Raw genomic sequence first — 26,207 nt, 5'->3', positions numbered from 1 at the left:
GCTTCCGTTTTTTGAAAAGCTTACGTCGCGTCCGGCCCCTTCGACAACGGGACAAGATTTTAGCCGGGTGGCAATTTATAGCCGGCCACGCAATGGCGGCGGCTTGACTTTGAGCTTCCAGCCGGCGCCCCACGCGGCGGGCGAGGTCTTGATCGGGCGCTTCGAATCGTCGATCTCCCTTCCGACGCTTCTTCCTCCTCCTTCTCAAGGACAGCCATCGTGACGAAGACCCTCCTCATCACCGGCGCGACCTCCGGTTTCGGCGCGGCGACGGCACGGCGTTTCGCCGGGGCAGGCTGGCGGGTCGTCGGCACGGGACGGCGGGCCGAGCGGCTGTCCGCGCTGGCCGAGGAACTCGGAGCCAGCTTCCACCCGCTCGCCTTCGACATCACGGATGCCGCCGCCACGCGCGCGGCGCTGGACGGCCTGCCCGGCGCCTTCGCGGAGATCGATCTCCTCGTCAACAATGCCGGTCTCGCCCTCGGCACGGCGCCGGCCGACCAGTGCGACCTCGACCAGTGGACGACGATGATCGACACGAACGTGACCGGGCTCGTGACGGTGACGCACCAGCTTCTGCCGGGGCTCGTGCAGCGGCGGGGCGCCATCGTGAACATCGCCTCCGTCGCCTCCAACTGGCCCTATCCGGGCGGCAACGTCTATGGCGGCACCAAGGCCTTCGTGCGCCAGTTCTCGCTGGGCCTGCGGGCCGATCTCCAGGGCAAGGGCGTGCGCGTCACCTCGATCGAGCCCGGCCTCTGCGAAAGCGAGTTCACGCTGGTGCGCACCGGCGGCAACCAGGAGGCCTACGACAAGCTCTATGGCGGAGCCAACGCGCTCCAGCCGGAGGACATCGCCGAGACGATCTTCTGGGTCGCGAACCAGCCGCCGCATGTGAACGTCAACAGCCTGGAGGTCATGCCGGTCAGCCAGAGCTTCGGGCCCTTCGCCGTCCACCGCGAAAGCTGAACCGCGCAGCCCGCCGGCGTCGCGGCATCCGGCGCCGCGACGCCTCGATTGCTCGTCGAACACTGAAGCGCCCTGACCGGCGGCCCGGCCCGTCGCGGGCTCTCGCGACGCCGCGTGCCGCCGGTCAGGTCTTCAGCGGATCGTGGCCCCAGTTCATCAGGGAGTAGCGCCAGCGGGTTTGCGAGACGTCGCCGTCCGGGCGCTGCTTCAGGTGGCGATGCACGTAGCCGACGACCTTCTTCATATGGGCGAGATCGTCCTCGGTGAGATCGGCCTTCTTCGTGCGCTTGATCTCGACGATGCGCCTGCCCGAGGCATGTCCGACGGACTCCTTCGCGCTGCCATCCTTCGGCCAGCCGACCTCCTTGCTCTCCTCGGTCTTCAGCCACTTTTCCAGCTCGGCCGGCGTCATGTTCACGGCCTCGGCGAAGTCCTTCATCGTGTCGTCGTGGTCGGTCTTGCTCTCGGCCATCTCGCCTCTCCGGGGTTTCCTCGGACGGCAACGCCGGTCGCGCCGCGAAGGATGCGGGGGAGAGGGGGCTGCGGCAGGGCGCCGCTGACGGTGGGGAGACCCGGACACGAAAAAGCCGCCGGGCGTTTCCGCCGGCGGCTCTGCGTCTTATTGCTAAGAGTCTCGAGGCCTTCTGACTCACCTCGCCAGTACATCCGTGGTCGGACGAGCCGCGAAGGCCGGGACGGCGAGAGGTCTGGATTTCTCCGACCATCCTCGTGTCCTCACAAGATGGATACGCCGGAAGCCTTGCGCAAGACTTAAGACGCAAGAAAATTCATGCGGCCTTGTCGAGGCGAGATCGGAGGTCGAGGACCCTCGTCCGCGAAGGGCTCCGTCTCAGGACCCGGACTCGACCGAGGTTTTCAGGCCCGTCAGAGCCGCGCGCACGAAGGCGCCGACGGCCTTGATGCCGGCTGCCTCGTTCAGCTCCGGCGGCGGATTGTTGTTCGGCCAGCCGCGGTAGAAGGCGGCGCGCCATTCGACTAGCGTCGTGCCGGGAGCCTTGCCGGGCTTCACGTAGAGATAGGAGGAATAGGTCGAGACCGGCAGGACCTTGAGATCCATGTGGGGCACGAGGGTCGCGAACATGCGCTTGTCCTCGTCGTAGCGATAGAGCGTCTCGGCGATCTCGCCGCCGGTCTTCAGCGTCACCAGCCGCGCGCTTTCCAGAACGTTTCCCGGCGCCGTCTCGACGGTGGCGACGAGCGGATTCCAGGAGAGGTCGGAGAAATCGCGGACCCGCGCCCAGACCTTTTCCGGCGCCGCCGCGATCTCGATCGTCTCGGTGAGCTTGGCCCGCGTCGGCGCGTGCTGCGCCTGCGCGATGCCGGGAAGGCCGATGAGGAGGGCGAGGAACAGCGCGATGCGGCGGGTCAAGGACAGGTCTTTCGAAAGGCGTCGGTGCAGCCGAGTCCTCGGCCCGCTTTTCGGCCGCATGAGGGCAATGGTCGGGGCTGTCGTCTATTCCACGAGGTTCGCCGGACGCTCGCCCCGCAGGACCGCGGCGATGCCGTCGAGGGCGAGGAAGCCCATCGCGTCGCGCGCGGTCTGCGTGGCGCTGCCGAGATGCGGCAGGAGCACCGCGTTCTCCAGGTCGAGATAGCCCGGATGCAGCTTCGGCTCGCCCGCGAAGACGTCGAGCCCGGCGGCCGCGACGCGGCCGGAGGCGAGCGCCGCGATCAGCGCCTCGTCGTCGACGAGCGTGCCGCGCGCCGCGTTGACGACGATCGCGTGCGGCGGCAGGCGCTCGATGCGCTCCGCGTTCAGCCAGCGCAGCGTCTGCGGGGAGGCGGGCGCGTTCAGGGAGAGGATGTCGGAGACGGCGAGCAGGCTCTCGTCGCTCTCATGGTAGATCGCGCCGGCCTCCTCCTCGGGCGCAAGACGCGAGCGGTTGCGGTAGTGGACCTCCATGGAGAAGCCGCGCGCCATGCGGGCGACCTCGCGCCCGATCCGGCCCATGCCGTAGATGCCGAGGCGGCGGCCGGAAATCTCGGTGCCGATCAGCTGCGTCGGGGCCCAGCCGGTCCAGCGGCCGGCGCGCACCATGCGCTCGCCCTCGCCGGCGCGCCGGGCGGCGGCCAGAATGAGGAGAAGCGTGATCTCGGCGGTGGCGCGCGAGAGCACGTCCGGCGTGTTGCAGAGCGCGATGCCGTGCGCCTTCAGCGCGGCCGCGTCGATGTGGTCGGTCCCGACGGAGAAGGTGCCGACGACCCGGACGCTGGCGGGAAGGCGCTCGACCAGAGCCGCGTCGATCCTGTCGCCGGGCGCGCAGAGGATCGCCTCGGCGCCGTCCGCGCGGGCCGCGAGATCGTCGGCGGACAGGACGGCGTCGTCGGTGCGGAGGCTGGCATCGAACTCGGCGGCGCAGCGCGCCTCGACGGCGGGCGGGAGGCGCCGCGTCACGATCAGTCGGTTCATGGTCTGTCTTTCCGTGGAATGTCGGGCCGTGGAATATCTGGCCGTGGAAATGCCGGGCCGTGGGATGTCGGATGCGCTGGTCAGCCCGCCTGAAACTCGGGATCGACGGGGATCTGGAGCGCGTTCACGAGGGCGTTGGTCTGCGAGGCCATGGCGATGACGGAGAGGAGATCGCCGTGCTGGGCGTCCGTCATGCCCTTGGCCTTCGCCGCCGCCGTGTGGGAATGGATGCAGTAGCCGCAGCCGTTGGCGGTGGAGACGGCGATGTAGATCAGCTCGCGCGTCAGCGGATCGAGGGCCCCCGGCGCGATCATCACCGCCTTCAACCCATCCCAGGTGCGCTCCAGCACGTCCGGCTGGTTGGCGAGCCCGCGCCAGAAATTGTTGACGAAGTCGGAGCCGCGCACGGTGCGGATATCGGCGAAGATCGCCGCCACGCGCGGGTCGGCTTCGACCTCCGCATCGCTCCAGAGCTTGACGGTCGCCATGGCCGGGTCCTTCCTTCGTGTGACGGGTCGCGCCCTTCTCAGAGACGGCGCCGATGCTTCGGGGGCAAGCGGCGGGATCGAACAATCCGTACCTGGGCGGGGCGAAAAGGGGCGGTTCGGGCTCGCATGAGGGCCGAAACAGGACTATCTGAAGCACAATCCGAACGATGCGAACAGGGATGAGACGATGGGCACCAAATCCAAGCTCGAACAGCTCCGCGAGATGACGACGGTCGTTGCCGATACCGGCGATATCGAGGCCGTGCGCACGCTGAAGCCGGTGGATTGCACGACCAATCCGACGATCGTCCTGAAGGCGCTGGGCACGCCGATGTTCGACGACGCCTTCGCCGAAGCGCTCGCCTGGGGCGCCAAGAAGGGCGGCGACAAGACGGCCGTCGCCAATGCGGTCGCCGACCGCCTCGCCGTCTCCGTCGGCTCGGCGCTCGCCGCGCTCGTTCCCGGCCGCGTCTCCACCGAGGTCGATGCCGATCTCTCCTTCGACGTCGAGGGATCGCTCAAGCGCGCGCGCGCCATCGTCGCCGATTACGAGGCGCGCGGCGTCGGCCGCGAGAAGATCCTCATCAAGCTCGCCGCCACCTGGGAGGGCATCCGCACCGCCGAGGTTCTCCAGAAGGAGGGCGTCGACACCAATCTCACGCTGATCTTCTCGCTCGCCCAGGCCATCGCCTGCGCCGATGCCGGCGTCTTCCTGATCTCGCCCTTCGTCGGGCGCATCATGGACTGGCACGCCAAGTCGACCGGCAAGACCTACGGCCCCGAGGACGATCCGGGCGTGCTCTCGGTCCGCTCGATCTACGACTACTACAAGTTCAACGGCATCAAGACCGTGGTCATGGGCGCCTCCTTCCGCAATGTCGGGGAGATCGAGGCGCTGGCAGGCTGCGACCGGCTGACGATCTCGCCGAACCTTCTGGCCGAGCTCGACGCGGCGACCGGCCCGCTGGAGCGCAAGCTGAGCCCTCAGACCTTCTCCAAGGTCGAGCCGGTCACGGTGGACGAGAAGACCTTCCGCTGGATGATGAACGAGGACGCGATGGCCACCGAGAAGCTCTCGGAGGGCATCCGCTCCTTCGCCAAGGATCTGACCTCGCTGCGCACGCTCGTCGCCAAGCGCCTCGAAGAGGGCGGCTCGCGCGCCGCCGCCTGATCTCGATCCGACGTTTCCGCCCCATCCGAAAGGCCGCCGCTCCGGCGGCCTTTCGCGTTTCAGAATGCTTCGCTCGAAGCGGTATCGGCGAATTTCTCGAGGCCTTGCCGAAACTTCGATGGGCGTCGCTGCAAACCCCATCCGATCGGATGGACTCGCGCCATCCGGGAATGCTCTATGATGGGCAGGATGGAGCGTCCTTCGTGCGTCGTCGGGGATGCGCGGCGCTCGGCTCAGCGGGGTTCTCGTGCCGGCTCCAGAGAACGACATCGAATTTCGCTCGGTGACGAAGAGCTACGGCTCGGTCGTCGCGGTGAGCGACATCGATCTCGCCGTGCCGAAGGGCGCGTTCGTCGCGTTGCTCGGGCCGTCCGGCTGCGGCAAGACGACGTGCCTTCGCATGATCGGCGGCTTCGAGCAGCCGACGGCCGGCGAGGTTCTGATCGCGGGAGCGCCGATGACGGGCGTTCCGGCCTATCGCCGGCCGGTCAACATGGTCTTCCAGCACTATGCGCTCTTTCCCCATTTCGACGTCGAGGCGAACGTCGCCTACGGGCTGAAGCAGATGCGTCCGCGCCTCGATGCGGGCGAGATCCGGCGGCGGGTCGGGGAGGCGTTGGAGATGGTGCGGCTCGGAACCTATGCCAAGCGCCGCATCCACGAGATGTCCGGCGGCCAGCAGCAGCGGGTGGCGCTGGCGCGCGCGCTCGTCAACAAGCCCTCCGTGCTCCTTCTCGACGAGCCGCTGGCCGCGCTCGACAAGAAGCTGCGCACCGCCATGCAGATCGAGCTCCAGACCCTGCAGCGCGACCTCGGCATCACCTTCGTCCTCGTGACCCACGACCAGGAGGAGGCGCTCTCGATGAGCGACCTCGTCTGCGTGATGAGCGCTGGACGCATCCGCCAGATCGCGCCTCCCCAGGCGGTCTACGACCATCCCGCCGATCTCTTCGTCGCCGATTTCGTCGGCAAGACCAACCGCATCGCGGCCGTGCTGGAGGCCGGCGGCGCTTTGCGCCTGCCCGATGGGCGCGTGATCGCCGGACCGCCGCGCGCCGGTCTCTCCGGCGGTCCGGTGACCGTCGCGCTTCGGCCCGAGGCGATCCGGCTTTCGCGCGGCGCGCTGTCCGGCGCCGGGGCCGCCGGGTTCGAAGGCATCGTCACCCACCGCATCTTCCTCGGCTCGGCGGCGGAGTATTCGCTGGCCGTGCCCGGGCTCGGCCATCTTCTCGTCACCGCCGAGCGGGGCGGGGCGGGGGACGCTCCGCTGATCGAGCCGGGCGAGCGGGTCGTCCTCTCCTTCGATCCCGCCGCGGCCCACGTCTTTCCCACCTGAACCTTTTCCGCCCGCCCGAACCCCGCCCGCCCGAACCCCGCCCGCCCGAACCCCGCCCGCCCGAACCCCGCCCGCTTGAACCCCGCCCGCTTGAACCCGAACGTCCCACGCAAAACCGAGGAAGAGACCGATGTCGACATCCGATGGGATCACCCCGCAGCGCTTCACCGACGAGTTCATGCGCCTGAAGCGCGGCTCGGTCACGCGGCGCCATTTCCTCGGCGTGACGGGTCTCGGCCTTGCCGTCGCCGTTCTCGGCGGGCGCGCGGGCTTCTTCGGCTCGCCGGCCTTTGCGCAGGATCTCGGCTCGCGCATGTCGCTCGCCACCTGGCCGAACTACCACGATCCCGCGACCTTCGAGGCCTTCACCGCCGCGACCGGCGTCGCGGTCGAGCTGAACGTCTTCGGCTCCAACGAGGAGATGCTGGCCAAGCTCCAGGCGGGCGGCGCGGGCTGGGACCTCTTCGTGCCGACGAACTACACGATCTCGACCTATGTGAAGCTCGGCCTGATCGACACGATCGACCTGTCCAAGGTGCCGAACTTCGACGGCCGGGCCGAGAGCACCCGCTTCACCGGCGAAGGCACGATCGACGGAAAAACCTTCGCGCTGCCCAAGAACTGGGGCACGACGGGCATGGCCTTCAATTCGGCCAAGCTGACGACCCCGATCACCACCTGGAAGGAGTTCTTCGAGGTCGCGGCCGGCGAGGGCGACGGGCGCGCCATGGTGCACGACTATCAGCTGACCACGATCGGCTGCGCTCTGGTCTCGCTCGGACACGACTTCAACTCCACCGACCCGGCGCAACTCGCCGAGGCAGAGGCGCTGCTCGTCGGCGTCAAGCCGCATCTCTTCGCGATCAACAGCGACTACCAGCCCGGCATGCGTGCGACCGATGCCTGGATGACCATGTGCTGGACGAACGACGGCGCGCAGCTGAACCGCGACATGCCCGAAATCCGCTTCGTGCTCGGCAAGGACGGCGGCGAGATCTGGACCGACTTCTACGCCATTCCCTCCAGCGCGGCGAACAAGCCGGCGGGCTATGCGCTTCTGAACTTCCTGATGGACCCGAAGAACGCCGTGCGCGAGCACATCGCCAACGGGGCGCCGGCGACCGATAGCCGCGTCATCGCGCTTCTGCCGGCGGAGGTGACGCAGAACAAGATCGTCTATCCCGACGAGGCCGCGCTGACGCCGCTCGAATTCGGCGCGGCCGTCACGCTGACCGATCCCGCGCGCGCCGAGGTCATGGCGCGCTTCAAGTCGGCCTGACCGACCGTCGGCGACGGGCGGATCTTCGCGGGGGACCTTCACGATGGCGCTGGCCGAGACGACGCGCAAGAGGCTGGTGACGGCGGCGCTGATGGCGCCGGCGAGTCTTTGGCTCGTCCTGTTCCTCGTCCTGCCCTTCGCCGCCATGCTCGTCTTCGCCTTCGGCGAGCGGGCGCCGGAGGGCGGCTACCAGCCGGCCTTCACCCTCGCGAACTTCGCCAATCTTCCCGCGCGCGCCACCGCCTTCTGGAACACGCTGCTCCTGGCGCCGGCGGGCGCCGCGCTCTGCCTCCTCCTCGCCTATCCCGTGGCCTACTACATCGCGGTCAAGGCGGCGCCGCGGCATCGGCTGGTGCTGATCTCGCTGATCGTCGTGCCGTTCTGGACGAGCCTTCTCGTGCGCACCTATGCCTGGATGTACATTCTGGGCTCGCGCGGCATTCCGAGCCTGCTCGGCACGATCGGCCTGCCCGATCTCAGGTTCCTGAACACGCCGGGCGCGGTCCTCCTCGGCATCGTCTACGGCTATCTGCCGCTGATGATCATGCCGATCTATGTGAGCCTCGAACGGCTGGACCGGCGCCTGATGGAGGCCTCCGCCGATCTCGGCGCGCGGCCCGTCTCCACCTTCCTCAACGTGACGCTGCCGCTTTCGCTGCCCGGCGTCATGACGGGCGTCGCGCTCGTCACGATCCTCCTTCTCGGCGAGTATCTGATCCCGCAGCTTCTCGGCGGGGGCAAGGTCTTCTTCATCGGCAACGCGCTGGTCGACCTCTTCCTCCAGTCGCGCAACTGGCCTTTCGGCTCGGCAATCGCGGTGACGCTCGTCCTCGTCGTGGTCGTCGTTCTCGGCGCCGCCATGCGCATCGCCTGGACCGTCTCCGGCAGCCGGCAGGTGGACCTCGTCTGATGCGCGCGCTGCTCCTCTTCGTCTATGTCTTCCTCTATGCGCCGATCGCGCTGGTCGTGCTCTTCTCGTTCAACTCGGGGCGGAGCGCGAGCGAGTTCGTGGGCTTCTCGACGCTCTGGTACGGCAAGGCCCTGTCCAATGCCTTCCTGATGGAGGCGCTTCTCAACAGCCTCGTCATCGCGCTGACCAGCGCGGGCCTCGCCGCCGTCTTCGGCACCATGGCGGCGCTCGGTCTCCAGCGCCTCGGGCCGAAGGCGCGCAGCCTCTTCGACGGGCTCTTCGCCGCGGCGATCGTCGTGCCCGGCGTCGTCATCGGCATCGCGACGCTGGTCGCGCTCGTCGAGGTCTTCGCCCTCGTCAATCCGGTGCTCGCCGCTCTCTGGCCGGGCGAGGCGCCGCCGCGCCTCGGGCTCGGCTACGGCTCGGTCGTGGCAGCGCACGGGCTCTTCTCGCTCGCCCTCGTGACGATGATCGTGAAGGCGCGCATGGCGGGGCTCGGCCGGGACATGGTGGAGGCCTCGGCCGATCTCTACGCGACGCCTCTCACCACGTTTCGCCAGATCGTGCTGCCGCAGATCCTGCCCTCGATTCTGGCGGGCTTTCTCCTCGCCTTCACCTTCTCCTTCGACGACTTCATCGTTGCCTTCTTCGTGGCGGGCTCCAACACGACGCTGCCGATCTACGTCTTCGCCTCCATCCGGCGCGGCGTCACGCCGGAGGTGAACGCGATCGCGACGATGGTGCTCGTCGCCTCGCTTCTCCTCATCGTCATCGCCCGCCGCCTCATGGCGCAGAAGCCCGTGTCGGCCGCCGGGGGAGAGTGACGCTCAAGGGGCCGCGACCGATCGCGGAGGAACGGAACCACCTTCGCCACCGACCATTTTCGCAACGACGCTGCATAAAAGGCGGGCAGTTTCCGGCTGCGCAATTCTTTCTATCAAGCCGTCTTGTGAGCCATCCGGCAGCATGGCATGTTGTATAGACAAGGTCGTCGAGACTTGTCGGACGGTCGGAACCATGGACGTTTGCGCCGTGGAGCAAATGCGGAAGGGCGCGGGATGATCGTCTTCGACAATGTCACCAAACGATATCCCGGTGCGACGACCGCGGTGGACGGCCTGTCGCTCGTCGCGCCCAAGGGCAAGCTGACCGTCTTCGTCGGCCCGTCCGGCTGCGGCAAGACGACGTCGCTGCGCATGATCAACCGGCTGATCACGCCGACATCCGGCTCCATCCTTCTCGACGGCGAGCCGACCGACCGCATGGATGTCGCGCTCCTGCGCCGCCGCATCGGCTACGTCATCCAGCATGCCGGCCTCTTCCCGCATCGCACCGTCGTCCAGAACGTGGCGACGACGGCGCGGCTGAACGGCGTGCCGAAGGCCAAGGCACTGAAGGAGGCGCACGAGCTTCTGGAGCGCGTCGGCCTCACCCAGAGCTTCGCAGACCGCTATCCCTACCAGCTCTCCGGCGGCCAGCAGCAGCGCGTCGGCGTCGCGCGCGCGCTCGCCTCGAACCCGCAGTTCATGCTGATGGACGAGCCCTTCAGCGCGGTCGATCCGGTCGTGCGCGGGCAGTTGCAGGACGAGTTCCTGCGGCTTCAGCGCGAGATCGGCAAGACGATCATCATGGTGACGCACGATATCGACGAGGCGCTGAAGCTCGGCGATCAGGTCGCGGTGCTGCGCACCGGCGGCAAGCTCGCGCAGGTCGCCTCTCCGAAGGTGCTCCTGGCGCGGCCGGCGGACGGGTTCGTCGCCGATTTCGTCGGGCGCGACCGGGGCTATCGGTTCCTGTCCTTCGCCGCGCTCGACGGATCGCTGGCGCTCGCGGCCGAGCCGACCGTCGCGCTCGGCGCGAGCCCGGAGGAGGCGCGGGGCGCCGCGCTCGACCGCTGGGTGCTCGTCGCCGACGCGGCCCGCCAGCCGCTCGGCTGGGTCGATGCCGATGCGCTGCGCGAGCCGATCCGCGAGGGCGATCTCAACCTTTCCGGCACGCTCGCGCCGGAGGGCTCGACGCTGCGCCATGTGCTCGACGCCGCCTTGAGCTCGCCCTCCGGCCGGGGCGTCGTCGTCGGCCCCGACGGCGGGCTTCTGGGCACCGCCCGGCTGCCCGAGATCGTCGCCGCCATCGAGGACGCCCGGGCGGGGGCGGCGGCATGAACCTCGACTGGCTCTATCGCGAATCCGGCCGCATCGGGGAGCTCTTCCTCTGGCATCTCGGCCTGTCCGTCTTCCCCGTCCTGATCGGCCTCGCCCTCGCCTTGCCGCTTGGCTGGCTCGCGCACAAGGCCGGGCTCTTCCGGGCGATCCTCCTCGGCGCGGCCGGGCTGCTATTCACCATCCCTTCGCTCGCGCTCTTCGTTCTCCTGCCGGCGATCCTCGGCACGAAGATCCTCGATCCCATGAACGTCGTGGTGGCGCTGACGATCTACGCGCTGGCGCTTCTCGTGCGCACCGTCAGCGACGGGCTCGACGCGGTCTCGCCGGACGTGAAACAGGCCGCGAGCGCCATGGGATACCGCGCGCTTCCGCGCTTTCTCTTCGTGGAACTGCCGCTCGCCGTGCCCGTCATCGCGGCGGGCCTCCGGGTCGCGGTCGTGTCCAATGTCAGCATCGTCTCGGTCGCCGCCCTCGTCGGCACGCCGCAGCTCGGCATGCTTTTCACGCAAGGGCTGCAGCTGCGCTTCCTGACGCCGATCATCGCCGGCATCGTCCTCTGCATTCTCCTCGCCGCCATCCTGGACGGGTTGGTTCTCCTGATCGCCGGGCGCCTGACGCCCTGGCAGCCGAAGGGTCGCTGAGATGTTCGCCGCCACGGCCAGCTGGATCGCCGACCCCGCCCATTGGAGCGGAGCCGAGGGCATTCCGGCCCTCGTCCTCCAGCATCTGACCTACAGCGCCGTCGCGCTGCTCCTGGCCTGCGCGATCGGCATACCGGTCGGGCTCTATGTCGGGCATACCGGGCGGGGCGTGGTCTTCGTCGCGGGGCTCGCCAATGCGCTGCGGGCGCTGCCCAGCCTCGGCCTCATCGTGCTCCTCGTCATTCTGCTCGGGCCGGTCTTCGCCTCCGATCTCGCCTATATCGTGCCCTGCCTCGCAGTCCTCGTGCTGCTCGCCGTGCCGCCCATCATGACCTCGACCTATGCCGGCATCGCGGCGGTCGATCCGGCCGCGGTGGACGCCGCGCGCGGCATGGGCCAGACGCCGATGCAGATCCTCATGGGGGTGGAGGTGCCCTGCGCCATGCCGCTCATCGTCTCGGGCCTGCGCAGTGCGACGCTGCAGATCCTTTCGACCGCGACGATCGCGGCCTATGTCTCGCTGGGCGGACTGGGGAGGCTGATCATCGACGGGCGCGCGCAGAACGACTATTACCAGATGGCGGCCGGCGCGATCCTGGTGGGCTGTCTCGCCCTCGTGGTCGACCTTCTCATCGGCTTCGCCTCGCGCCTTCTCATCTCGCCCGGCCTGACCCGCCGGGAAAAGCGTCAGGCGACCTGATGCCAACGTCCGAGGATGCCGACCCATCCGGCCGTTGAAGAGATTGCGAAAGTCTCGAATGTGTCCGAGGCTTGAGACAGTCGCAGGCGGAATGCCGGGGTCGTTTCCAATGGCTTCCGGTATGATCCCCCCCCCCCCCCCCCACCGATCACCCTTCAACAGGAGTTTCCCGCATGGCCTTCAGGACCTTCACGGCGGCCGGCGCCTTCGCGCTCTTCGCCCTCTCCTCGCTGCCCGCCCTCGCGCAGTCGAACCCGCTGGCGGCCGACACGCCCGCGCGCACCGACACGTCCACCCTCATCGTCGGCTCCGCCGACTTCCCCGAGAGCCAGCTTCTCGCCACGATCTACGCCAAGGCCCTCGCGGCCAAGGGCGTCGCCACGGACGTTCGCGCCAGCATCGGCAGCCGCGAGGTCTACATGCCCGCTCTGCTCGACGGCTCGATCGATCTCCTGCCGGAATATGCGGGCGCGGCGCTGAGCTATCTCGACAAGTCCGCCACGGCCCATTCGCCGGCCGACGTCGCGACCGCGCTGAAGGCGGCGCTGCCGGAGGGCGTCTCCATGCTGACGCCGTCGCCAGCGCAGGATTCCGACGCCGTCTCCGTGACGCGCGCCACCGCCGAGAAGCACAAGCTGAAGACCATCGCCGATCTCGCGCCCGTCGCGGCCGAGTTCGTGCTGGGCGGTCCCCCGGAGTGGAAGACCCGCAAGGAAGGCGTGATCGGCCTCAAGGACGTCTACGGCCTCGAGTTCAAGTCCTTCCGCGCGCTCGACGTCGGCGGTCCGCTGACGGTCTCCGCGCTCGCCAACGGCCAGGTCCAGGCCGCCAACCTCTTCTCGACCGATCCGGCGCTCGCCGCCAACGACTTCGTCGTCTTGGAGGACGTGAAGAACCTCTTCCCCGCGCAGAACATCGTGCCGGTGATCTCGACGCCGAAGGCGAGCGAGACCGTCACCAAGACGCTCGACGCCGTCTCCGCCGCGCTGACCACCGAAGACCTCGTCAAGATGAACGGTCGTCTCGCCGCGCATGAGGGCTTCGACGTCGTGGCCGAGGACTGGCTGAAGGAGAAGGGCCTGAACTAAGGGTTCCTCGCTTCGCCATCGGTATGACGTTCAGATGAAAAGGCCCGGCGACAGCGATGTCGCCGGGCCTTTTCATTTGGGGCCTACTGACGCGCGCTCGTCACTCGATGGTGACGAGATATCCCCCCCGCGATGCCGAGGGGATGGAGAGGCCGATCGTGCCGGGGCCTTCGAGGAGGACGACGTCGCGCTCGGAAAGCTCCAGCTCCTCGCGGCCGTTCGAGACGACCATCGCCCCGAGCGCGACGACGAGGCGCCAGCCGGTCTCGGCCTCGATCCGGGCCGGCGCCTGCGCGTCCAGGCGCGTGACGCGATGGGCTCTGACGCCGCGCCGCGTCATGACGTTGAGATCGGTGATCGCGCCGTCCTCCAGACGGGCGCTGGTCGGCGCGTCGGCCGGAAAGGGCAGGGGCGCCGTCTCGCAGGTCAGCCGATGGCGGCCGAGACCCTCGATGTCGAGCACCATGCCTTCGCCCTCGACGATCGCGAGCGTGCGGTCGATGCCGGGGAAGACGGAGAAGGGCCCGTCGCCGGCGACGATCGCCATGGAGACGCGCCAGTCGAAGGCGTCGAGACCGGCGCCTTCGGGATAGACCGCGATCTCGATCGTCTCGCCGCCGCCGTTCTTCCAGGGCATGCGGCGGTGGCCGGCGGCGGGGAGAAGACGCATGGTGGATCGGTCCTTGGTGCGGCTCGTTGCCGACGTTTGCGGGAGGCACCCCCCTCTGGCTTGCCAGCCATCTCCCCCGCAAGGAGGGAGATCAGGCTTCTCTCGACCGTCGAGCTGCCGATCTCCCTCCTTGCGGGGGAGATGTCCGGCAGGACAGAGGGGGGTGCCTCACGCTGCCTCAATCGCAACGCGAGTGTTACCGCCCCAATATCCCCGGCAGGTTCAGCCCCTGCTCCTTCGCGCAGTCGAGCGCGATGTCGTAGCCGGCGTCGGCGTGGCGCATGACGCCGGTGGCGGGGTCGTTCCAGAGCACGCGCTCCAGGCGGCGGGCGGCGTCGTCGGTGCCGTCGGCGCAGACGACCATGCCGGAATGCTGCGAGAAGCCCATGCCGACGCCGCCGCCATGGTGCAGCGAGACCCAGGTGGCGCCGGACGCGGTGTTGAGGAGCGCGTTGAGGAGCGGCCAGTCGGAGACGGCGTCCGAGCCGTCCTTCATCGCCTCGGTCTCGCGGTTCGGCGAGGCGACGGAGCCGGAATCCAGATGGTCGCGGCCGATGACGACGGGGGCGGACAGCTCGCCCGTGCGAACCATCTCGTTGAAGGCGAGGCCGAGGCGGTGGCGGTCGCCGAGGCCGACCCAGCAGATGCGGGCGGGCAGGCCCTGGAAGGCGATGCGCTCGCGCGCCATGTCGAGCCAGCGGTGGAGATGGGTGTTGCCGGGGGTGAGTTCCTTCACCTTGGCGTCCGTCCGGTAGATGTCCTCGGGATCGCCGGAGAGCGCGGCCCAGCGGAAGGGGCCGATGCCCCGGCAGAAGAGCGGGCGGATATAGGCGGGCACGAAGCCGGGGAAGTCGAAGGCGTTTTCCAGCCCCTCGTCCTTCGCGACCTGCCGGATGTTGTTGCCGTAGTCGAAGGTCGGGACGCCCGCGTTGCGGAAGGCGATCATCGCCTCGACATGGCTTCGCATCGAAGCCTTCGCCGCTTTTTCCACGGCCTTGGGGTCGCTCTCGCGCTTGGCCTTCCACTCGGCCATCGACCAGCCGACGGGCAGGTATCCGTTGACGGGATCGTGGGCGGAGGTCTGGTCCGTCACCATGTCCGGCCGGATGCCGCGCCTGACCATTTCGGGCAGGATCTCGGCGGCATTGCCGAGAAGGCCGACGGATTTGGCCTCGCCGGCCTTGGTCCAGGCCTCGATCATCGCCATGGCCTCGTCCAGCGTCTCCGCCTTCTCGTCGACGTAGCGGGTGCGCAGGCGGAAGTCGATCGAGTCCGGATTGCACTCGATGGCAAGGCACGAGGCGCCCGCCATGACGGCGGCGAGCGGCTGCGCGCCGCCCATGCCGCCGAGTCCGCCGGTCAGGACCCAGCGGCCCTTCAGGTCGCCGCCATAGTGCTGGCGGCCGGCCTCCACGAAGGTCTCGTAGGTGCCCTGAACGATGCCCTGCGTGCCGATGTAGATCCAGGAGCCGGCGGTCATCTGGCCGTACATGGCCAGACCCTTCTTATCCAGCTCGTTGAAATGGTCCCAGGTCGCCCAGTGCGGCACGAGGTTGGAGTTGGCGATGAGGACGCGCGGCGCGTCCTTGTGGGTGCGGAACACGCCGACCGGCTTGCCCGACTGGACGAGCAGCGTCTCCTCCTCGGACAGCTCGCGAAGCGCGGAGACGATCCTGTCGAAATCGTCCCAGGTGCGCGCGGCCCGGCCGATGCCGCCATAGACGACGAGCTCGTTCGGGTTCTCGGCGACCTCGGGGTCGAGATTGTTCATCAGCATGCGCAGCGGCGCCTCGGTCGTCCACTGCTTGGCGGTCAGCTCGTTGCCCCGCGCGGCGCGGACGGTGCGTGAGTTGTGGCTGCGGTCGATCGGGGTCATCGGGCGGGACCTTCTGCGCGGGAGGCGTTTGCGAGGGCGGGAGCGAGGGCTTCGAGGGCGGAGAGCAGCGGCGCGAGGACGGCGCCGCGCAGCCGGTCGGCCTTCTCCGTGTCGTAGGCGAAGGGCGGCGCCTCGGTGGAAAGGTATGCGACTTGCGCGATCTCCATCTGGATCGCGTGGACGCCGTCTGCCGGGCGCCCGTAATGCCGGGTCGTCCAGCCGCCCTTGAAGCGGCCGTTCAGGACGGACGTGTAGCCCGCTGCCGCGCGGCAGGCCCCGATCGTCGCGGCCTCGATGCGCGGATCGCAGGTCGTGCCGCCGGCCGTGCCGACATTGAGATCCGGCAGCGTGCCCTCGAAGAGGAAGGGCACGACCGAGCGGATGGAATGGCAGTCGTAGAGGATCGCGGTGCCGTGGATCGCCTTGACGCGGTCGATCTCGGCGGCGAGCGCGGCATGATAGGGCGCATGGAAGGCGGCGAGGCGCTCGGCGGTGTCGTCCGGCGTCGGCGCCTCGCCCTCCCGCCAGATCGGCTGGTCGTCGAAATCGGTTTCGGGCACGAGGCCCGTCGTGTTCTGGCCGGGATAGAGGCTCACGCCGTCCGGGTCGCGATTGGCGTCGATCACGTAGCGGTGGAAGGTCGCGCGCACGATGGTCGCGTCGGCCAGGAGCCCGTCATAGAGGCGCTCGATGTGCCAGTCGGTGTCGCGCAGGCGCAGCCCCTCCGCGTTGAGGCGGGCGGAGATCTCCGGCGGCACATGCGTGCCGGTATGGGGCAGGCCGAGGATGACGGGGGAGGAGCCCCGGCGGACTTGGAAGGGTGTCAACGGCGGATCTCCTCGCCTTTGAAATAACGGGCGGATAGCGGGTTGAAGCCGATGCGGTAGACGAGTTCGGCGGGGCTCGCGATGTCCCAGACGGCGAGATCGGCGGACTTGCCGGCCTCGATCGTGCCGGTCTCGGCGAGGAGGCCAAGCGCGCGCGCGCCCTCGCGCGTGACGCCGGCGAGGCACTCCTCCACCGTCAGGCGGAAGAGCGTCGCGCCCATGTTCATGGTGAGGAGCAGCGAGGTCAGGGGCGAAGTGCCGGGATTGCAGTCGGTGGCGAGCGCGATCCTCGTGCCCGCCGCGCGGAAGGCATCGACGGGCGGAAGCTTGGTCTCGCGGATGAAGTAATAGGCGCCGGGCAGGAGCACGGCGACCGTGCCGGCCTTCGCCATCGCTCGCGCGTCGTCTGCCGTCGCATATTCCAGATGGTCGGCCGAGAGCCCGCCGAACCGCGCCGTCAGCGCGGCGCCGCCGGCATGGGAGAGCTGCTCGGCATGGAGCTTGACCGGCAGGCCGAGGGCTTTGGCCGCCTCGAAGACCGGCGTTATCTCCTCGGCAGAGAAGGCGATGCCCTCGCAGAAGCCGTCGACGGCATCGACGAGGCCGAGCTCGGCGGCGCGCTTCAGGCCGGGAATGGCGACCTCGTCCAGATAGGCGACGTTGCGGCCCTTGTAGTCCGGCGGGGTCGCATGGGCGGCAAGCCATGTCGTCGCGATGCGGACGGGGCGGAGCTCGGCGAGGCGCCGGGCCGCCGTCAGCATGGCGATCTCGGTCTCGATATCGAGCCCGTAGCCGGACTTCACCTCGACGGTCGAGGTGCCCTCGGCCAGAAGCGCATCCAGCCGGGGCAGCGCGGTGCGGGCGAGATCCTCCACGGAAAGCGCCCGCGTCGCGGCGATGGAGGAGACGATGCCGCCGCCGGCCCGCGCGATCTCCTCGTAGCTGGCGCCGGCCAGCCGCATCTCGAACTCGCGCGCGCGGTCGCCGCCATGGACGAGATGCGTGTGGCAGTCGACGAGGGCGGGCGTGACCCAGCGGCCTTCGAGATCCTGCACCTTCGCGCCGGCGGAGCGCTCGGCCCCCAGTTCGGCGGCGGGGCCGGCGAAGGCGATGCGCCCGTCCTCGATCAGGACCGCGGCGTCCTCCACGATGCCGAGGCCGGGGCGGTCCTCGGCGAGGGTGGCGAGGCGGGCGTTCGTCAGAAGCGTCTTCAAGCCGAAATCTCCTCGAAGGCGGGGGTGGCCAGGAGCGCGCGCAAGGCCGCGATGTCCCAGTTCATCGGGCGGTCGTCGGCATAGGCCGGAACGAGGGCGCGGATGCGGCGGTAGAGCGCGTCCGTTCCGGGCGCGCGGTCCTGCACCGCCTGCAGGTCGTAGGCCTGGGCCGCGCCCAGAAGCTCGATCGCGAGAATGTCGCGGAGATTGTCGAGGATGGCGAGGAGCTTCGTCGCGGCCGGGGTCGCGTGGGTCAGCATGTCCTCCTGCAGCGCGGAGGTGATACCGCCGTCGAGGCTGGCGGGCGCCGCCAGCCGGCGGTTCTCCGCGACGAGGGCCGAGGCCGTGTATTGCGCGATCATGTAGCCGGAAAAGACGCCGCCCTCCTTGGCGAGGAAGGCGGGAAGGCCGCTGACCAGCGGGTTCACCAGCCGGTCCGTGCGCCGCTCGGAGATCGAGGCGAGTTCCGCCGCCGCGATGGCGAGCGCGTCCAGCGCAAGCCCGAGGGCGGCGGCGACGGCATGGGCTTGCGACCGCACGACGGGGGCGTCCGGCGTGCCGCCGACGGCGGGATTGTCGGTGACGCTCGCCAGCTCGTTCTCCACCACGATGCGGGCCTGCGCGAGCGCGTCGCGCGCGGCGCCGTGGATGTGGGGCACGGCGCGAAGGCTCAAGGGGTCCTGCGTGCGGCTTCCCGCGCGGGCGGCGAGGAGCGGGCTGCCCTCCAGAAGCCGGCGCAGCGTCGCGCCCACGGCCTGGAGCCCGTCCGAGCGCCGAAGGGCAAGCGTCTTGCCATCGAACGTGCCGGCCTGGGCGCCGAGATTCTCGTAGGCGAGCGCCGCCGCCGCATCCGACCAGTCGAGCAGCCGCGCGAGGCGGTCGAGCGCCAGACAGGCCAAGCCCGTCGAGCAGGGCGTGCCGTTAACGAGGCTGAGGCCTTCCTTCGCCTCCAGCACGAGCGGCGCCCGGCCGATCCGCGCCAGGGCTTCCGAGCCCTCGATGCGCGTCTCGCCGGTCGTGGCCTCGCCCTCGCCGATGAGGACGAGGCCGATGGCGGCGGCATGGGTGAGATAGCCGACCGAGCCTTTGGAGGGAACGAGGGGCAGAATGTCGGCATCCAGCAGCGCGATCAGGGTTTCCACCACCTCCAGCCGGACGCCCGAGGCGCCCTTGGCGAAGCCCGCGATCTCGGCGGCCATGATCGCGCGCGTCTCCTCTCGCCCCAGAGGCTCGCCGAGGCCGCAGGCATGGCTGAAGACGAGGTTGCGCGAGAGGGCGCGCTGGAGCGGGCGCTCGATCATAACGTCGCAGAGCGCGCCGACGCCGGTGTTGATCCCGTACCCGCGAATGCCGCGCTCCGAGAGGGCCTCGACGATGCGCCGGCCCGTCCCGATCCGCGCGCGGGCGGCGTCGGACAGGACGAGGCGCGCGCCCTTGGCGACGGCCGCGATCTCGGCCGGGCTCGGGGGCGCGTCGAGACGGACGACGGCGCCGCTCATGCAAGTCTCCTCAACGTCGTGAGGAAAGCGGCGTCCACCGCCTCGTCGGCAGCGTGGCGGCCCTCGCGGACGACGAAGCGGCCGCCGACGAGGACGTCTCGCACGACCTTGGCGCCCAGCGCGAAGAGCCAGCGGTCGAGGATCGCGTCGCCCGAGGCGGTGGCGATGTAGGGATCGGCGCCGTCGAGGACGACGAGATCGGCGGATGCGCCGACCGTCAGGCCGCAGACCCTCTCGCCCGTCGCCTGTGCGCCGCCTCGCAGGGCAGCGTCGTGGAGCGTGCGACCGACGGAGGCGCCGGGGCCGGTGGCGAGGCGCGAGCGGCGGCGGTCGCGCAGGCGCTGGCCGTATTCGAGAAGACGCAGCTCTTCCGCGACGTCGGTCGCGACATGGCTGTCCGTGCCGATGCCGAAGCGCCCGCCGGCCTTCAGGAAGGCGGTGGCGGGGAAGATGCCGTCGCCGAGATTGGCCTCCGTCGCCGGGCAGAGGCCCGCGACCGCGCCGGACCGCGCCAGCCCTTCGGTCTCGGCCGCCGTCATGTGCGTCGCGTGGATCGCGCACCAGCGTTCGTCGACCGGCATTTCGCCGAGCAGCCATTCGACCGGGCGGCGTCCGCTCCAGGCGACGCTCTCCTCGACCTCGCGCTCCTGCTCGGCGACGTGGATGTGGATCGGGCCGCCCGTCGTCTCGGCGGAAAGGATCGCGCGCATCTCGTCCGGCGTTGCCGCGCGCAGCGAGTGGATGGCGAGGCCGAGCCGCGCCCCGGCCTTTTCGCAGGCGGGCGCCAGACGGTCGAGAAGCGAGAGGAAGCCGTCGACATCGTGCAGGAAGGGGCGCTGGCCCTCGCCGGGCGCCGCGCCGCCGAAGTTCGAATGGGCGTAGAAGACGGGAAGATGCGTGAGGCCGATGCCGGCCGTGCGCGCGGCGGCGAGGATGCGCAGCGAGGTCTCGGCGGGATCGGCGTAAGGCGTGCCGCCGGGACCGTGGTGGAGATAGTGGAACTCGGCGACGCGGGAGAAGCCGCCCTTCAGCATCTCGACATAGAGCTTGGCGGCGATGGCCTCGACATCCTCGGGCGAGACGGTGCCGACCGTGCGGTACATCTCGGCGCGCCAGGTCCAGAAGCTGTCCTCGCCGCTGCCGGCGGTCTCGGCGAGGCCGGCCATGGCGCGCTGGAAGGCGTGGGAGTGGAGATTGGCGAGGGCCGGCACGACCGGTCCCGCCAGCGTCTCGCAGCCCTCGGGCGAGGCGTCCGTCTCGATCGAGGCGATGCGGCCGGCCTCGTCGAGGCGGATCGCGACGTCGCTCGCCCAGCCATCGGGCAGCAGCGCTTGGCGGGCGAAGAGGGATCGCGTTTGCGGGATCATGCCGGCTCCGACAAAGTTGCCTATACAACATTGCTCAAGCCGCGAGGATTGGCAAGCGCGACCTTGTCGATCGGCGATCGGAAGGAGGCGCATTCCATCGAATTTGGCGCTATAGACGAGGCAGATGGTTGAGCGTGGAACTTCGATGCAGGCGTTGGAGGAGGGCGATGCGCCGGAGGCGCCCGCCGCGCCGCTCTACGCGCGCCTGAAATCCTTCGTGCGCAGCCGGGTCGAGACCGGCGAGTGGACGACGGGCCAGCGCGTCCCCTCCGAAAACGAGCTGGTCGAAATGCTCGGCGTCTCCCGCATGACGGCGAACCGGGCGCTGCGGGAGCTGGCGGCGGAAGGGCTCGTGGTGCGCGTGCGCGGCAAGGGCTCCTTCGTGGCGGCCCGCAAGCGCTCCTCGCAGTTCCAGAGCGTGCCGAACATCGCCGACGAGATCCGCGAGCGCGGCGGCGCGCATCTTTCCGCCGTCATCGTCCTTCAGGCGGAGACCTGCGGGCCGGAGCTCGCCGACCAGCTCGATCTCGGTCTCGGCGGCACCGCGTTCCACTCGATCATCGTGCACAGCGAGGACGATCTGCCGATGCAGATCGAGGACCGCTTCGTCAATCCGGCCAGCGCGCCCGATTACCTCGCCCAGGATTTCGGGGCGACGACGCCGAACGCCTATCTCTCCGTCGTCGCGCCGATCGTGCGCGCGGAGCAGCAGATCGAGGCGATCACGGCGACGCCCTGGGAGTGCAAGCTCCTCGCCATCGCGCGGACCGAGCCCTGCCTCCTCGTTCGCCGGCGCACCTTCTCGCAGACCGGCCTCGTCTCGGCCGTGCGCCTCGTCTATCCCGGCAGCCGCTACCGGCTGGAAAGCGCCTGAAGCGGCATCCGGCAAGGGTGGGTTCAGAGCGCCGGGATGCCGGCGAGGCGGGCGAGCTTGCCGGCCATGACCTCCGGCCCGTCCTGCATGTTGGTGCGATCGACGATCAGCCCGTCGCCATCCACGAGGAAGACCGAGGCGGTGTGGCCGAAGGCGGTGCGCCCGCCGCCGAGATCGGTCTTCTGCACCGTGACGCCGAAGGTCGAGATCGCCTCCGCAACGGCATCGGGCCCGCCGCCGAGCGGCACGATGCGCGGATCGAACGAGGCGGCATAGCGCGTCAGCGTCTCCGCCGTGTCGGCGGGATCGACGGAGACGAAGTAGATGCGCAGAGCCCCCGCCGCCGGCGGCAGGCTGCGCAGCGCGAGCGTCAGGTCGGACAGGGTCGTCGGGCAGATGTCGGGACAGTTGGTGAAGCCGAAGAAGAGCCCGTAGGGCCGGCCGACCAGCTCGTCGGAATCCACCACCGTCCCGTCGCCGGTCGTCAGCCGGAAATGGCCGGCGACGAGATTGGCCGCCGCCTCGGCGGCCGGGGCGAGCGTCTCGGCCAAGGCCGCGCCGGGCGCGGCGAGGCCGAGGAGGAGGGCGAGGGCGGCAAGGCGGCTGCGGGTCATCGTCTCTCAACCTCGAGCGGGCGGGCGCGGTCCTCTGGAAGCGACGAGGGCGCCGGTGATCTCATCGCACGCCGCCGTTGATATTGTGTTGGCGGATCGCCCGCGCGGCGCGTCGTTGTCGTCGCCGCGCGGGCCTCCAGCGAGGCGCCGGATCACTGGATGCGGACGATCTTGGCGACGCTCGGAACGCCGTCCGCATCCATCGCGAAAAGCATCCAGGGACCGGCCAGGAGCTGCCCGGTCGCGGGCGCGGGCAGGCTCAGCTGATAGGAGGTGCCCGCCCGCGCGGCGATGGCGAGCGGCACGCGGCGCTGGTCGTTGTTGGTCGAGTGCGTGACCGAGGACATGCGCACGAGGGCGAAGCTTTCCACCGCCCGGTCCGTCTGGACGGCGAGCGTGCCGCCGGCCTTCGCGCTCGCCGTCGCCGTGACGATCGCGGGGCGCGCGGCGGCCTGTCCGGCAGCGTCGAGCAGATAGGGCGGCGTCAGGATCTGGAGGTCGGGATGGTTGAAGTCGCAGCCGCCGCAGAGGCCGCCGCCGCCCGACGCGATGCGCCCGTCGAGAAGCAGCGTCGACCAGCTGTGATAGTTGCGCGGCACGGCATGCGGGGCGAGGCGCTTGAACTGTCCGGTCGCGGGCGACCAGAGTTCGGGGATCATGACGGGGCGCTCGTCGGTGAACTCGCGCGCCATGTTCTGCCCGCCGATCGTCACCGTCTCGCCGGAGGGCAGGACGGTCGTGTTGGCGAAGGCGCGGGGGAAGGCCATCGGCGCACGGCGCGCCACCGTCGGGGCGATGCCGTAGCCCTTCGAGATGTCGATGGTGAAGACGCCGTCGCGGCCGGGAACGTCGGTCTGGTCGGCCGCGCCGCCGAAGATCGCGATCTTGTTCGTGTCGTACATGACGGCATTGCCGTTCATGGCGAAGACGTCGTCGGCGCGCCGGCCGGCATCGACGACGGTGCCTTGTCCGTCCGTGCGCAGCCAGTGCATGTCCTGGCTCGGGCCGGCATGGAAGATCGTGCCGTCGGCGAGCGCGAAGAGCCAGGCGTAGTTGTCGCCGCGATAGGGATCGATGCCCGGCTGTTGCAGGCGTTCGCTCGGGATGTTGGCGAGCTTGCGCCAAGTGTTGGCCGTCGGCGAGAAGACCTCCGCCACCTTGCCGCCGATTCCGCCGTACCAGGAGCCGCCGACCGTGATGGCCTCGCCGGTGGAGAGCGTGGTCATGCCGTTGTAGCCGCGCGAGACGTTCAGCGCGGGGCCGGCCTTCCAGGTGTCGTTGGCGGGGTCGTAGATCGTGCTGCGATTGCCCGTCTGGCCGCCGGCGATGAGAAGGCGCCCGTCCGCCAGCGTCGAGATGCCGGGGCAGAACATGTCGTGGCCGACGGTCGCGACGAGCTTCTCGCTGGCCGTGTTCGTGGCGGGGTCGAAGGTCGTCGTGTAGGTGATCGTGTTGCCGTCGGCGAAGGAGGTTCGCGTGTCGGCGGACCAGAGGAGGAGCTTGCCCGAGGGCAGGGTCGCCGCCGAGACCGGGACGAGGCTGAGCTTGGCGACGGGGCCCCAGCTGGAGACGGCCTTCGCGGCGGAGAGCGTCCAGCGCTGCGGATCGGCATTGTCGCAGGTCCACAGGACGATGGCGGCATCGACGTCGCGATTGTCGTTCGCGCCGGTCGGCGTCATGCAGCCGCCGCCGTTCAGCGGGGCGATCCTGTACCAGGCGTCGGTCTTCGTCAGGCGCCAGAGTGCGGCGAGATTCGACGTCGAGCAGGGCTGCTGGCCGAGGGCCGAGCCGTCCTTCGTTCCGGTGGCGGCGGCGCAGGCGCCGGTCGCGACGTTGCGGATCTGATAGCCCTCGGCGGTCGCGACGAAGCGCCAGGTGTCCGCCGCATTGGCAAGGCAGGTGAGCTGCTTCAGGGCGATGCCGGCGGCCGGAGTCGCGCCGGGAACGGCGAGGCAGCTTCCGCTGCGGCGGTTCACCAGGAGGAGATCGCCCTCGGGCGCGGCGTCGCCGGGCGGCAGGGCGGTGCCCCCGCCGGTGCCGGGATTCGTGCCCCCGCCGCCGGTTCCGCCGCCCGTGCCGCCGGTGCCTCCACCTGTGCCGGTCGCCGTATAGGCGCTCCAGGCCTGCGCGGTCGTCGCAGCGCAGGTGGCGAGGGTCGGTGCGGTGCCGCCCTCAATGCACTTGGCGAAGCGGCTGTTCTTGACGCCCGAGCCGCTGCCGTTCGCCGAAAGCGTCCAGATCTGCTCGGCGGACCCGTCGCAGGTCCAGAACTCGGGCGCGGTGCCGTTGGCGCCGGCGTCGAGGCAGACCGAGCCGGTCGCGATCCTGTAGCCGCCGGTCACAGTGGTGAAGGTGACGTCCGAGCCGGATGCGCAGGCGGCGATGGTGGCGGCCGTGCCGTTCGCGGGCGTCGCGGAGGCGGAGCCGAGGCACTGGCCGCCCGTGCCGAAGGTGAGCTTGGAGGCTGTCGCGGGCGGCAAGGCGCCGGTCGTGCCGGTTCCGCCGCCCGTGCCGCCGGTGCCGCCACCGGTGCCGGTCGCCGTGTAGGCGGTCCAGGCCTGTGCGGTCGTCAGGGCGCAGGTGGCGAGGGTCGGCGCGGTGCCGCCCTGGATGCACTTGGCGAAGCGGCTGTTCTTGAGGGCCGAACCCGTGCCGTTCGCCGAAAGCGCCCAGATCTGTTCGGCGGAGCCGTCGCAGGTCCAGAATTCGGGCGCCGTGCCGTTGGCGCCGCCGTCGAGGCAGACCGAGCCGGTCGCGATCCTGTAGCCGCCGGTGACGGCGGTGAAGGTGAAGCTGGTGCCGGACGCGCAGGCGGCGATGGTCGCGGCCGACCCGTTGGCGGGCGTCGCGGAGGCGCTGGCGAGGCACTGGCCGCCCGTGCCGAAGGTCAACTTGGAAGCGGTGGCGGGCGGCAAGGCGCTGGTCGTGCCGGTGCCCGATCCAGTGCCGCCGCCCGTGCCCGTCGCCGAGGGGCTCGACCAGCTCTGGGCGGCCGTCAGGGCGCAGGTGGCGAGCGTCGGCGTGGTGCCGCCTTGGATGCACTTGGCGAAGCGGCTGTTCTTGACGGCCGAGCCCGTGCCGTTCGCCGAGAGCGCCCAGACCTGCTCGGCGGAGCCGTCGCAGGTCCAGAACTCGGGCGCCGCGCCGTTGGCACCGGCGTCGAGGCAGACCGCGCCCGTCTTGATGCGGTAGCCGCCGGTCACAGCGGTGAAGGTGAAGTCCGAGGCGGATGCGCAGGCGGCGACGGTGGCGGCCGACCCGTTGGCGGGCGTGGCGGAGGCGCTGGCAAGGCACTGGCCGCCCGTGCCGAAGGTCAGTTTCGCGGCCCCGGCGGGCGGAAGCGCGTCGGCCGATGCCGGAGAGACGAGAGAGGCCGCCGAGAGAAACGCGGACAGCAGAACTGCCATCCAGACCTTCGATGGTGCCATGACGATGTGCCGCGCGTTCAATTTCAGTTGATGGCAGCCTATAGCATGAGCTTTAAGCTTCCGTCTCCCGCTAGTATCGATCGGGTTAATCTCGAAAATTATATTGATTAAAACTCGAATCGAAAACGAGGCGACTTCGGATCTCTTTCGAGGATGCCTCGCGTTTCATGCGGCGCGGCCGTGACCGGTGCGATCAGTTCGCCGCCGATTCCAGGTCGGCGTCCTCGCCGGTGCCGCCGGCCGCCCCGTCGCGGCCGAGGGAGCGGATCTTGAAGCCGCCGGGCGCCGCCTCGTAGGCGTAGGGGCGGCCCCAGGGATCGTCGAGGCCCGTCGCGGACTTGATGTAGGGCCCGTTCCAGCCGGCCGCGCCGTCGGACTGGACGAGCGCGGAGAGGCCCCGGTCGGCGGCCGGATAGGCGCCGACGTCGAGATAGTAGAGCTCGACCGCATTGCCGAGATTGCGGATCTGCGTCGTCGCCGTCTCGGCCTTGGCCGTGCCGATATAGCCGAGCACGCGGGGGCCGACGAGCGTGCCGATCAGCGCGATGATGGCGAGGACGACGAGAAGCTCGACGAGGGTGAAGCCCTCTTCTGCGCCTTCGGTCCCGGTGAGGCCTTTCCTGGCACGCATTGTCATCCGAACTCTCCTGAACGGCCGACTGT

24 protein-coding genes are annotated in these 26,207 nt (G+C 69.7%); 11 read left to right on the top strand and 13 right to left on the bottom strand.

Annotated elements, in window-relative coordinates:
• The first annotated feature begins 219 nt into the window (after positions 1–219).
• Positions 220–969 (top strand): SDR family oxidoreductase, encoded by a 750-nt coding sequence (locus ASG62_RS02030; RefSeq protein WP_056694305.1) that lies wholly within the window; start codon positions 220–222, stop codon positions 967–969.
• A gap of 124 nt (positions 970–1,093) precedes the next feature.
• On the opposite strand, the gene ASG62_RS02025 is transcribed toward ASG62_RS02030, so the two are convergent.
• The 4 genes from ASG62_RS02025 to ASG62_RS02010 all read right to left on the bottom strand — a co-directional run bounded on the left by ASG62_RS02025 (position 1,094) and on the right by ASG62_RS02010 (position 3,888).
• Positions 1,094–1,441: a DUF3140 domain-containing protein gene (locus ASG62_RS02025; RefSeq protein ID WP_056694307.1), complete on the bottom strand. Its 348-nt coding sequence runs from the start codon at positions 1,439–1,441 to the stop codon at positions 1,094–1,096.
• Between the two features lie 378 nt (positions 1,442–1,819).
• Positions 1,820–2,359: an SRPBCC family protein gene (locus ASG62_RS02020; RefSeq protein WP_056694309.1), complete on the bottom strand. Its 540-nt coding sequence runs from the start codon at positions 2,357–2,359 to the stop codon at positions 1,820–1,822.
• An 84-nt stretch (positions 2,360–2,443) separates the two neighbouring features.
• Positions 2,444–3,400: a 2-hydroxyacid dehydrogenase gene (locus ASG62_RS02015; protein WP_056694310.1), complete on the bottom strand. Its 957-nt coding sequence runs from the start codon at positions 3,398–3,400 to the stop codon at positions 2,444–2,446.
• 80 nt (positions 3,401–3,480) lie between these two features.
• Positions 3,481–3,888, bottom strand: coding sequence for a carboxymuconolactone decarboxylase family protein (locus ASG62_RS02010; protein ID WP_056694312.1), 408 nt, complete (start codon positions 3,886–3,888; stop codon positions 3,481–3,483).
• A 187-nt stretch (positions 3,889–4,075) separates the two neighbouring features.
• On the opposite strand from ASG62_RS02010, the gene tal reads away from it, so the two are divergent.
• The 9 genes from tal (at position 4,076) to ASG62_RS01965 (ending at position 13,175) form a co-directional block, all read left to right on the top strand.
• A complete protein-coding gene (gene tal, locus ASG62_RS02005; protein ID WP_056694314.1) occupies positions 4,076–5,059 on the top strand; it encodes a transaldolase in 984 nt (327 codons plus the stop codon).
• 217 nt (positions 5,060–5,276) lie between these two features.
• Positions 5,277–6,395: an ABC transporter ATP-binding protein gene (locus ASG62_RS02000; RefSeq protein WP_056694316.1), complete on the top strand. Its 1,119-nt coding sequence runs from the start codon at positions 5,277–5,279 to the stop codon at positions 6,393–6,395.
• Between the two features lie 130 nt (positions 6,396–6,525).
• Entirely contained in the window at positions 6,526–7,674 is a 1,149-nt protein-coding gene (locus tag ASG62_RS01995; RefSeq protein ID WP_056694318.1) for a spermidine/putrescine ABC transporter substrate-binding protein, read from the top strand.
• A 43-nt stretch (positions 7,675–7,717) separates the two neighbouring features.
• Entirely contained in the window at positions 7,718–8,584 is an 867-nt protein-coding gene (locus ASG62_RS01990) for an ABC transporter permease (protein ID WP_056694320.1), read from the top strand.
• Positions 8,584–9,408 carry an ABC transporter permease gene (locus ASG62_RS01985; protein ID WP_056694321.1) on the top strand — a complete coding sequence of 275 codons (825 nt, stop codon included), beginning with the start codon at positions 8,584–8,586 and terminating at the stop codon, positions 9,406–9,408. The genes ASG62_RS01990 and ASG62_RS01985 overlap by 1 nt, the downstream gene beginning before the upstream one ends.
• A 234-nt stretch (positions 9,409–9,642) precedes the next feature.
• Complete coding sequence (locus tag ASG62_RS01980) at positions 9,643–10,746, top strand: ABC transporter ATP-binding protein (RefSeq protein WP_056694324.1); 1,104 nt, start codon at positions 9,643–9,645, stop codon at positions 10,744–10,746.
• On the top strand, positions 10,743–11,387 hold the full coding sequence (locus tag ASG62_RS01975) for an ABC transporter permease (protein WP_056694326.1): 645 nt from the start codon (positions 10,743–10,745) through the stop codon (positions 11,385–11,387). The genes ASG62_RS01980 and ASG62_RS01975 overlap by 4 nt, the downstream gene beginning before the upstream one ends.
• Before the next feature lies 1 nt (position 11,388).
• The gene (locus ASG62_RS01970; RefSeq protein WP_056694327.1) at positions 11,389–12,087 is read left to right on the top strand and encodes an ABC transporter permease; all 699 of its coding nucleotides are present in this window, start codon (positions 11,389–11,391) and stop codon (positions 12,085–12,087) included.
• Positions 12,088–12,260: 173 nt separating this feature from the next.
• Positions 12,261–13,175 carry an ABC transporter substrate-binding protein gene (locus tag ASG62_RS01965; protein ID WP_057180257.1) on the top strand — a complete coding sequence of 305 codons (915 nt, stop codon included), beginning with the start codon at positions 12,261–12,263 and terminating at the stop codon, positions 13,173–13,175.
• A 100-nt stretch (positions 13,176–13,275) separates the two neighbouring features.
• Here ASG62_RS01965 and ASG62_RS01960 read toward each other — a convergent pair whose 3' ends face one another.
• The 6 genes from ASG62_RS01960 to hutF all read right to left on the bottom strand — a co-directional run bounded on the left by ASG62_RS01960 (position 13,276) and on the right by hutF (position 20,628).
• The gene (locus ASG62_RS01960; protein WP_056694331.1) at positions 13,276–13,845 is read right to left on the bottom strand and encodes a HutD family protein; all 570 of its coding nucleotides are present in this window, start codon (positions 13,843–13,845) and stop codon (positions 13,276–13,278) included.
• Between the two features lie 196 nt (positions 13,846–14,041).
• Positions 14,042–15,721: a urocanate hydratase gene (gene hutU / locus ASG62_RS01955; protein WP_056694332.1), complete on the bottom strand. Its 1,680-nt coding sequence runs from the start codon at positions 15,719–15,721 to the stop codon at positions 14,042–14,044.
• Complete coding sequence (gene hutG / locus ASG62_RS01950; RefSeq protein WP_056694334.1) at positions 15,718–16,548, bottom strand: N-formylglutamate deformylase; 831 nt, start codon at positions 16,546–16,548, stop codon at positions 15,718–15,720. Before hutG ends, hutU begins: the two co-directional genes overlap by 4 nt.
• Positions 16,545–17,762: an imidazolonepropionase gene (hutI, locus tag ASG62_RS01945; RefSeq protein ID WP_056694335.1), complete on the bottom strand. Its 1,218-nt coding sequence runs from the start codon at positions 17,760–17,762 to the stop codon at positions 16,545–16,547. The genes hutG and hutI overlap by 4 nt, the downstream gene beginning before the upstream one ends.
• The gene (locus ASG62_RS01940) at positions 17,759–19,261 is read right to left on the bottom strand and encodes an HAL/PAL/TAL family ammonia-lyase (protein ID WP_056694337.1); all 1,503 of its coding nucleotides are present in this window, start codon (positions 19,259–19,261) and stop codon (positions 17,759–17,761) included. The genes hutI and ASG62_RS01940 overlap by 4 nt, the downstream gene beginning before the upstream one ends.
• On the bottom strand, positions 19,258–20,628 hold the full coding sequence (hutF, locus tag ASG62_RS01935; protein WP_056694339.1) for a formimidoylglutamate deiminase: 1,371 nt from the start codon (positions 20,626–20,628) through the stop codon (positions 19,258–19,260). The genes ASG62_RS01940 and hutF overlap by 4 nt, the downstream gene beginning before the upstream one ends.
• Before the next feature lie 145 nt (positions 20,629–20,773).
• Here hutF and hutC point away from each other — a divergent pair, with 145 nt between their 5' ends.
• Positions 20,774–21,502: a histidine utilization repressor gene (hutC, locus tag ASG62_RS01930; RefSeq protein ID WP_056694340.1), complete on the top strand. Its 729-nt coding sequence runs from the start codon at positions 20,774–20,776 to the stop codon at positions 21,500–21,502.
• A 23-nt stretch (positions 21,503–21,525) separates the two neighbouring features.
• Here hutC and ASG62_RS01925 read toward each other — a convergent pair whose 3' ends face one another.
• From ASG62_RS01925 to gspG, 3 genes are all read right to left on the bottom strand, one after another.
• Positions 21,526–22,116 (bottom strand): SCO family protein, encoded by a 591-nt coding sequence (locus ASG62_RS01925; RefSeq protein WP_056694342.1) that lies wholly within the window; start codon positions 22,114–22,116, stop codon positions 21,526–21,528.
• Positions 22,117–22,268: 152 nt separating this feature from the next.
• Positions 22,269–25,523 carry a ricin-type beta-trefoil lectin domain protein gene (locus tag ASG62_RS01920; RefSeq protein WP_056694344.1) on the bottom strand — a complete coding sequence of 1,085 codons (3,255 nt, stop codon included), beginning with the start codon at positions 25,521–25,523 and terminating at the stop codon, positions 22,269–22,271.
• 214 nt (positions 25,524–25,737) lie between these two features.
• Positions 25,738–26,181 carry a type II secretion system major pseudopilin GspG gene (gene gspG / locus ASG62_RS01915; protein WP_056694345.1) on the bottom strand — a complete coding sequence of 148 codons (444 nt, stop codon included), beginning with the start codon at positions 26,179–26,181 and terminating at the stop codon, positions 25,738–25,740.
• Positions 26,182–26,207: the final 26 nt, after the last annotated feature.

It is taken from the genome of Aureimonas sp. Leaf427, from assembly GCF_001425485.1.
GTDB lineage: Bacteria > Pseudomonadota > Alphaproteobacteria > Rhizobiales > Rhizobiaceae > Plantimonas.
Note: the sequence above shows the minus strand (reverse complement) of the source record. Positions and strands in the feature narration are given on the sequence as shown.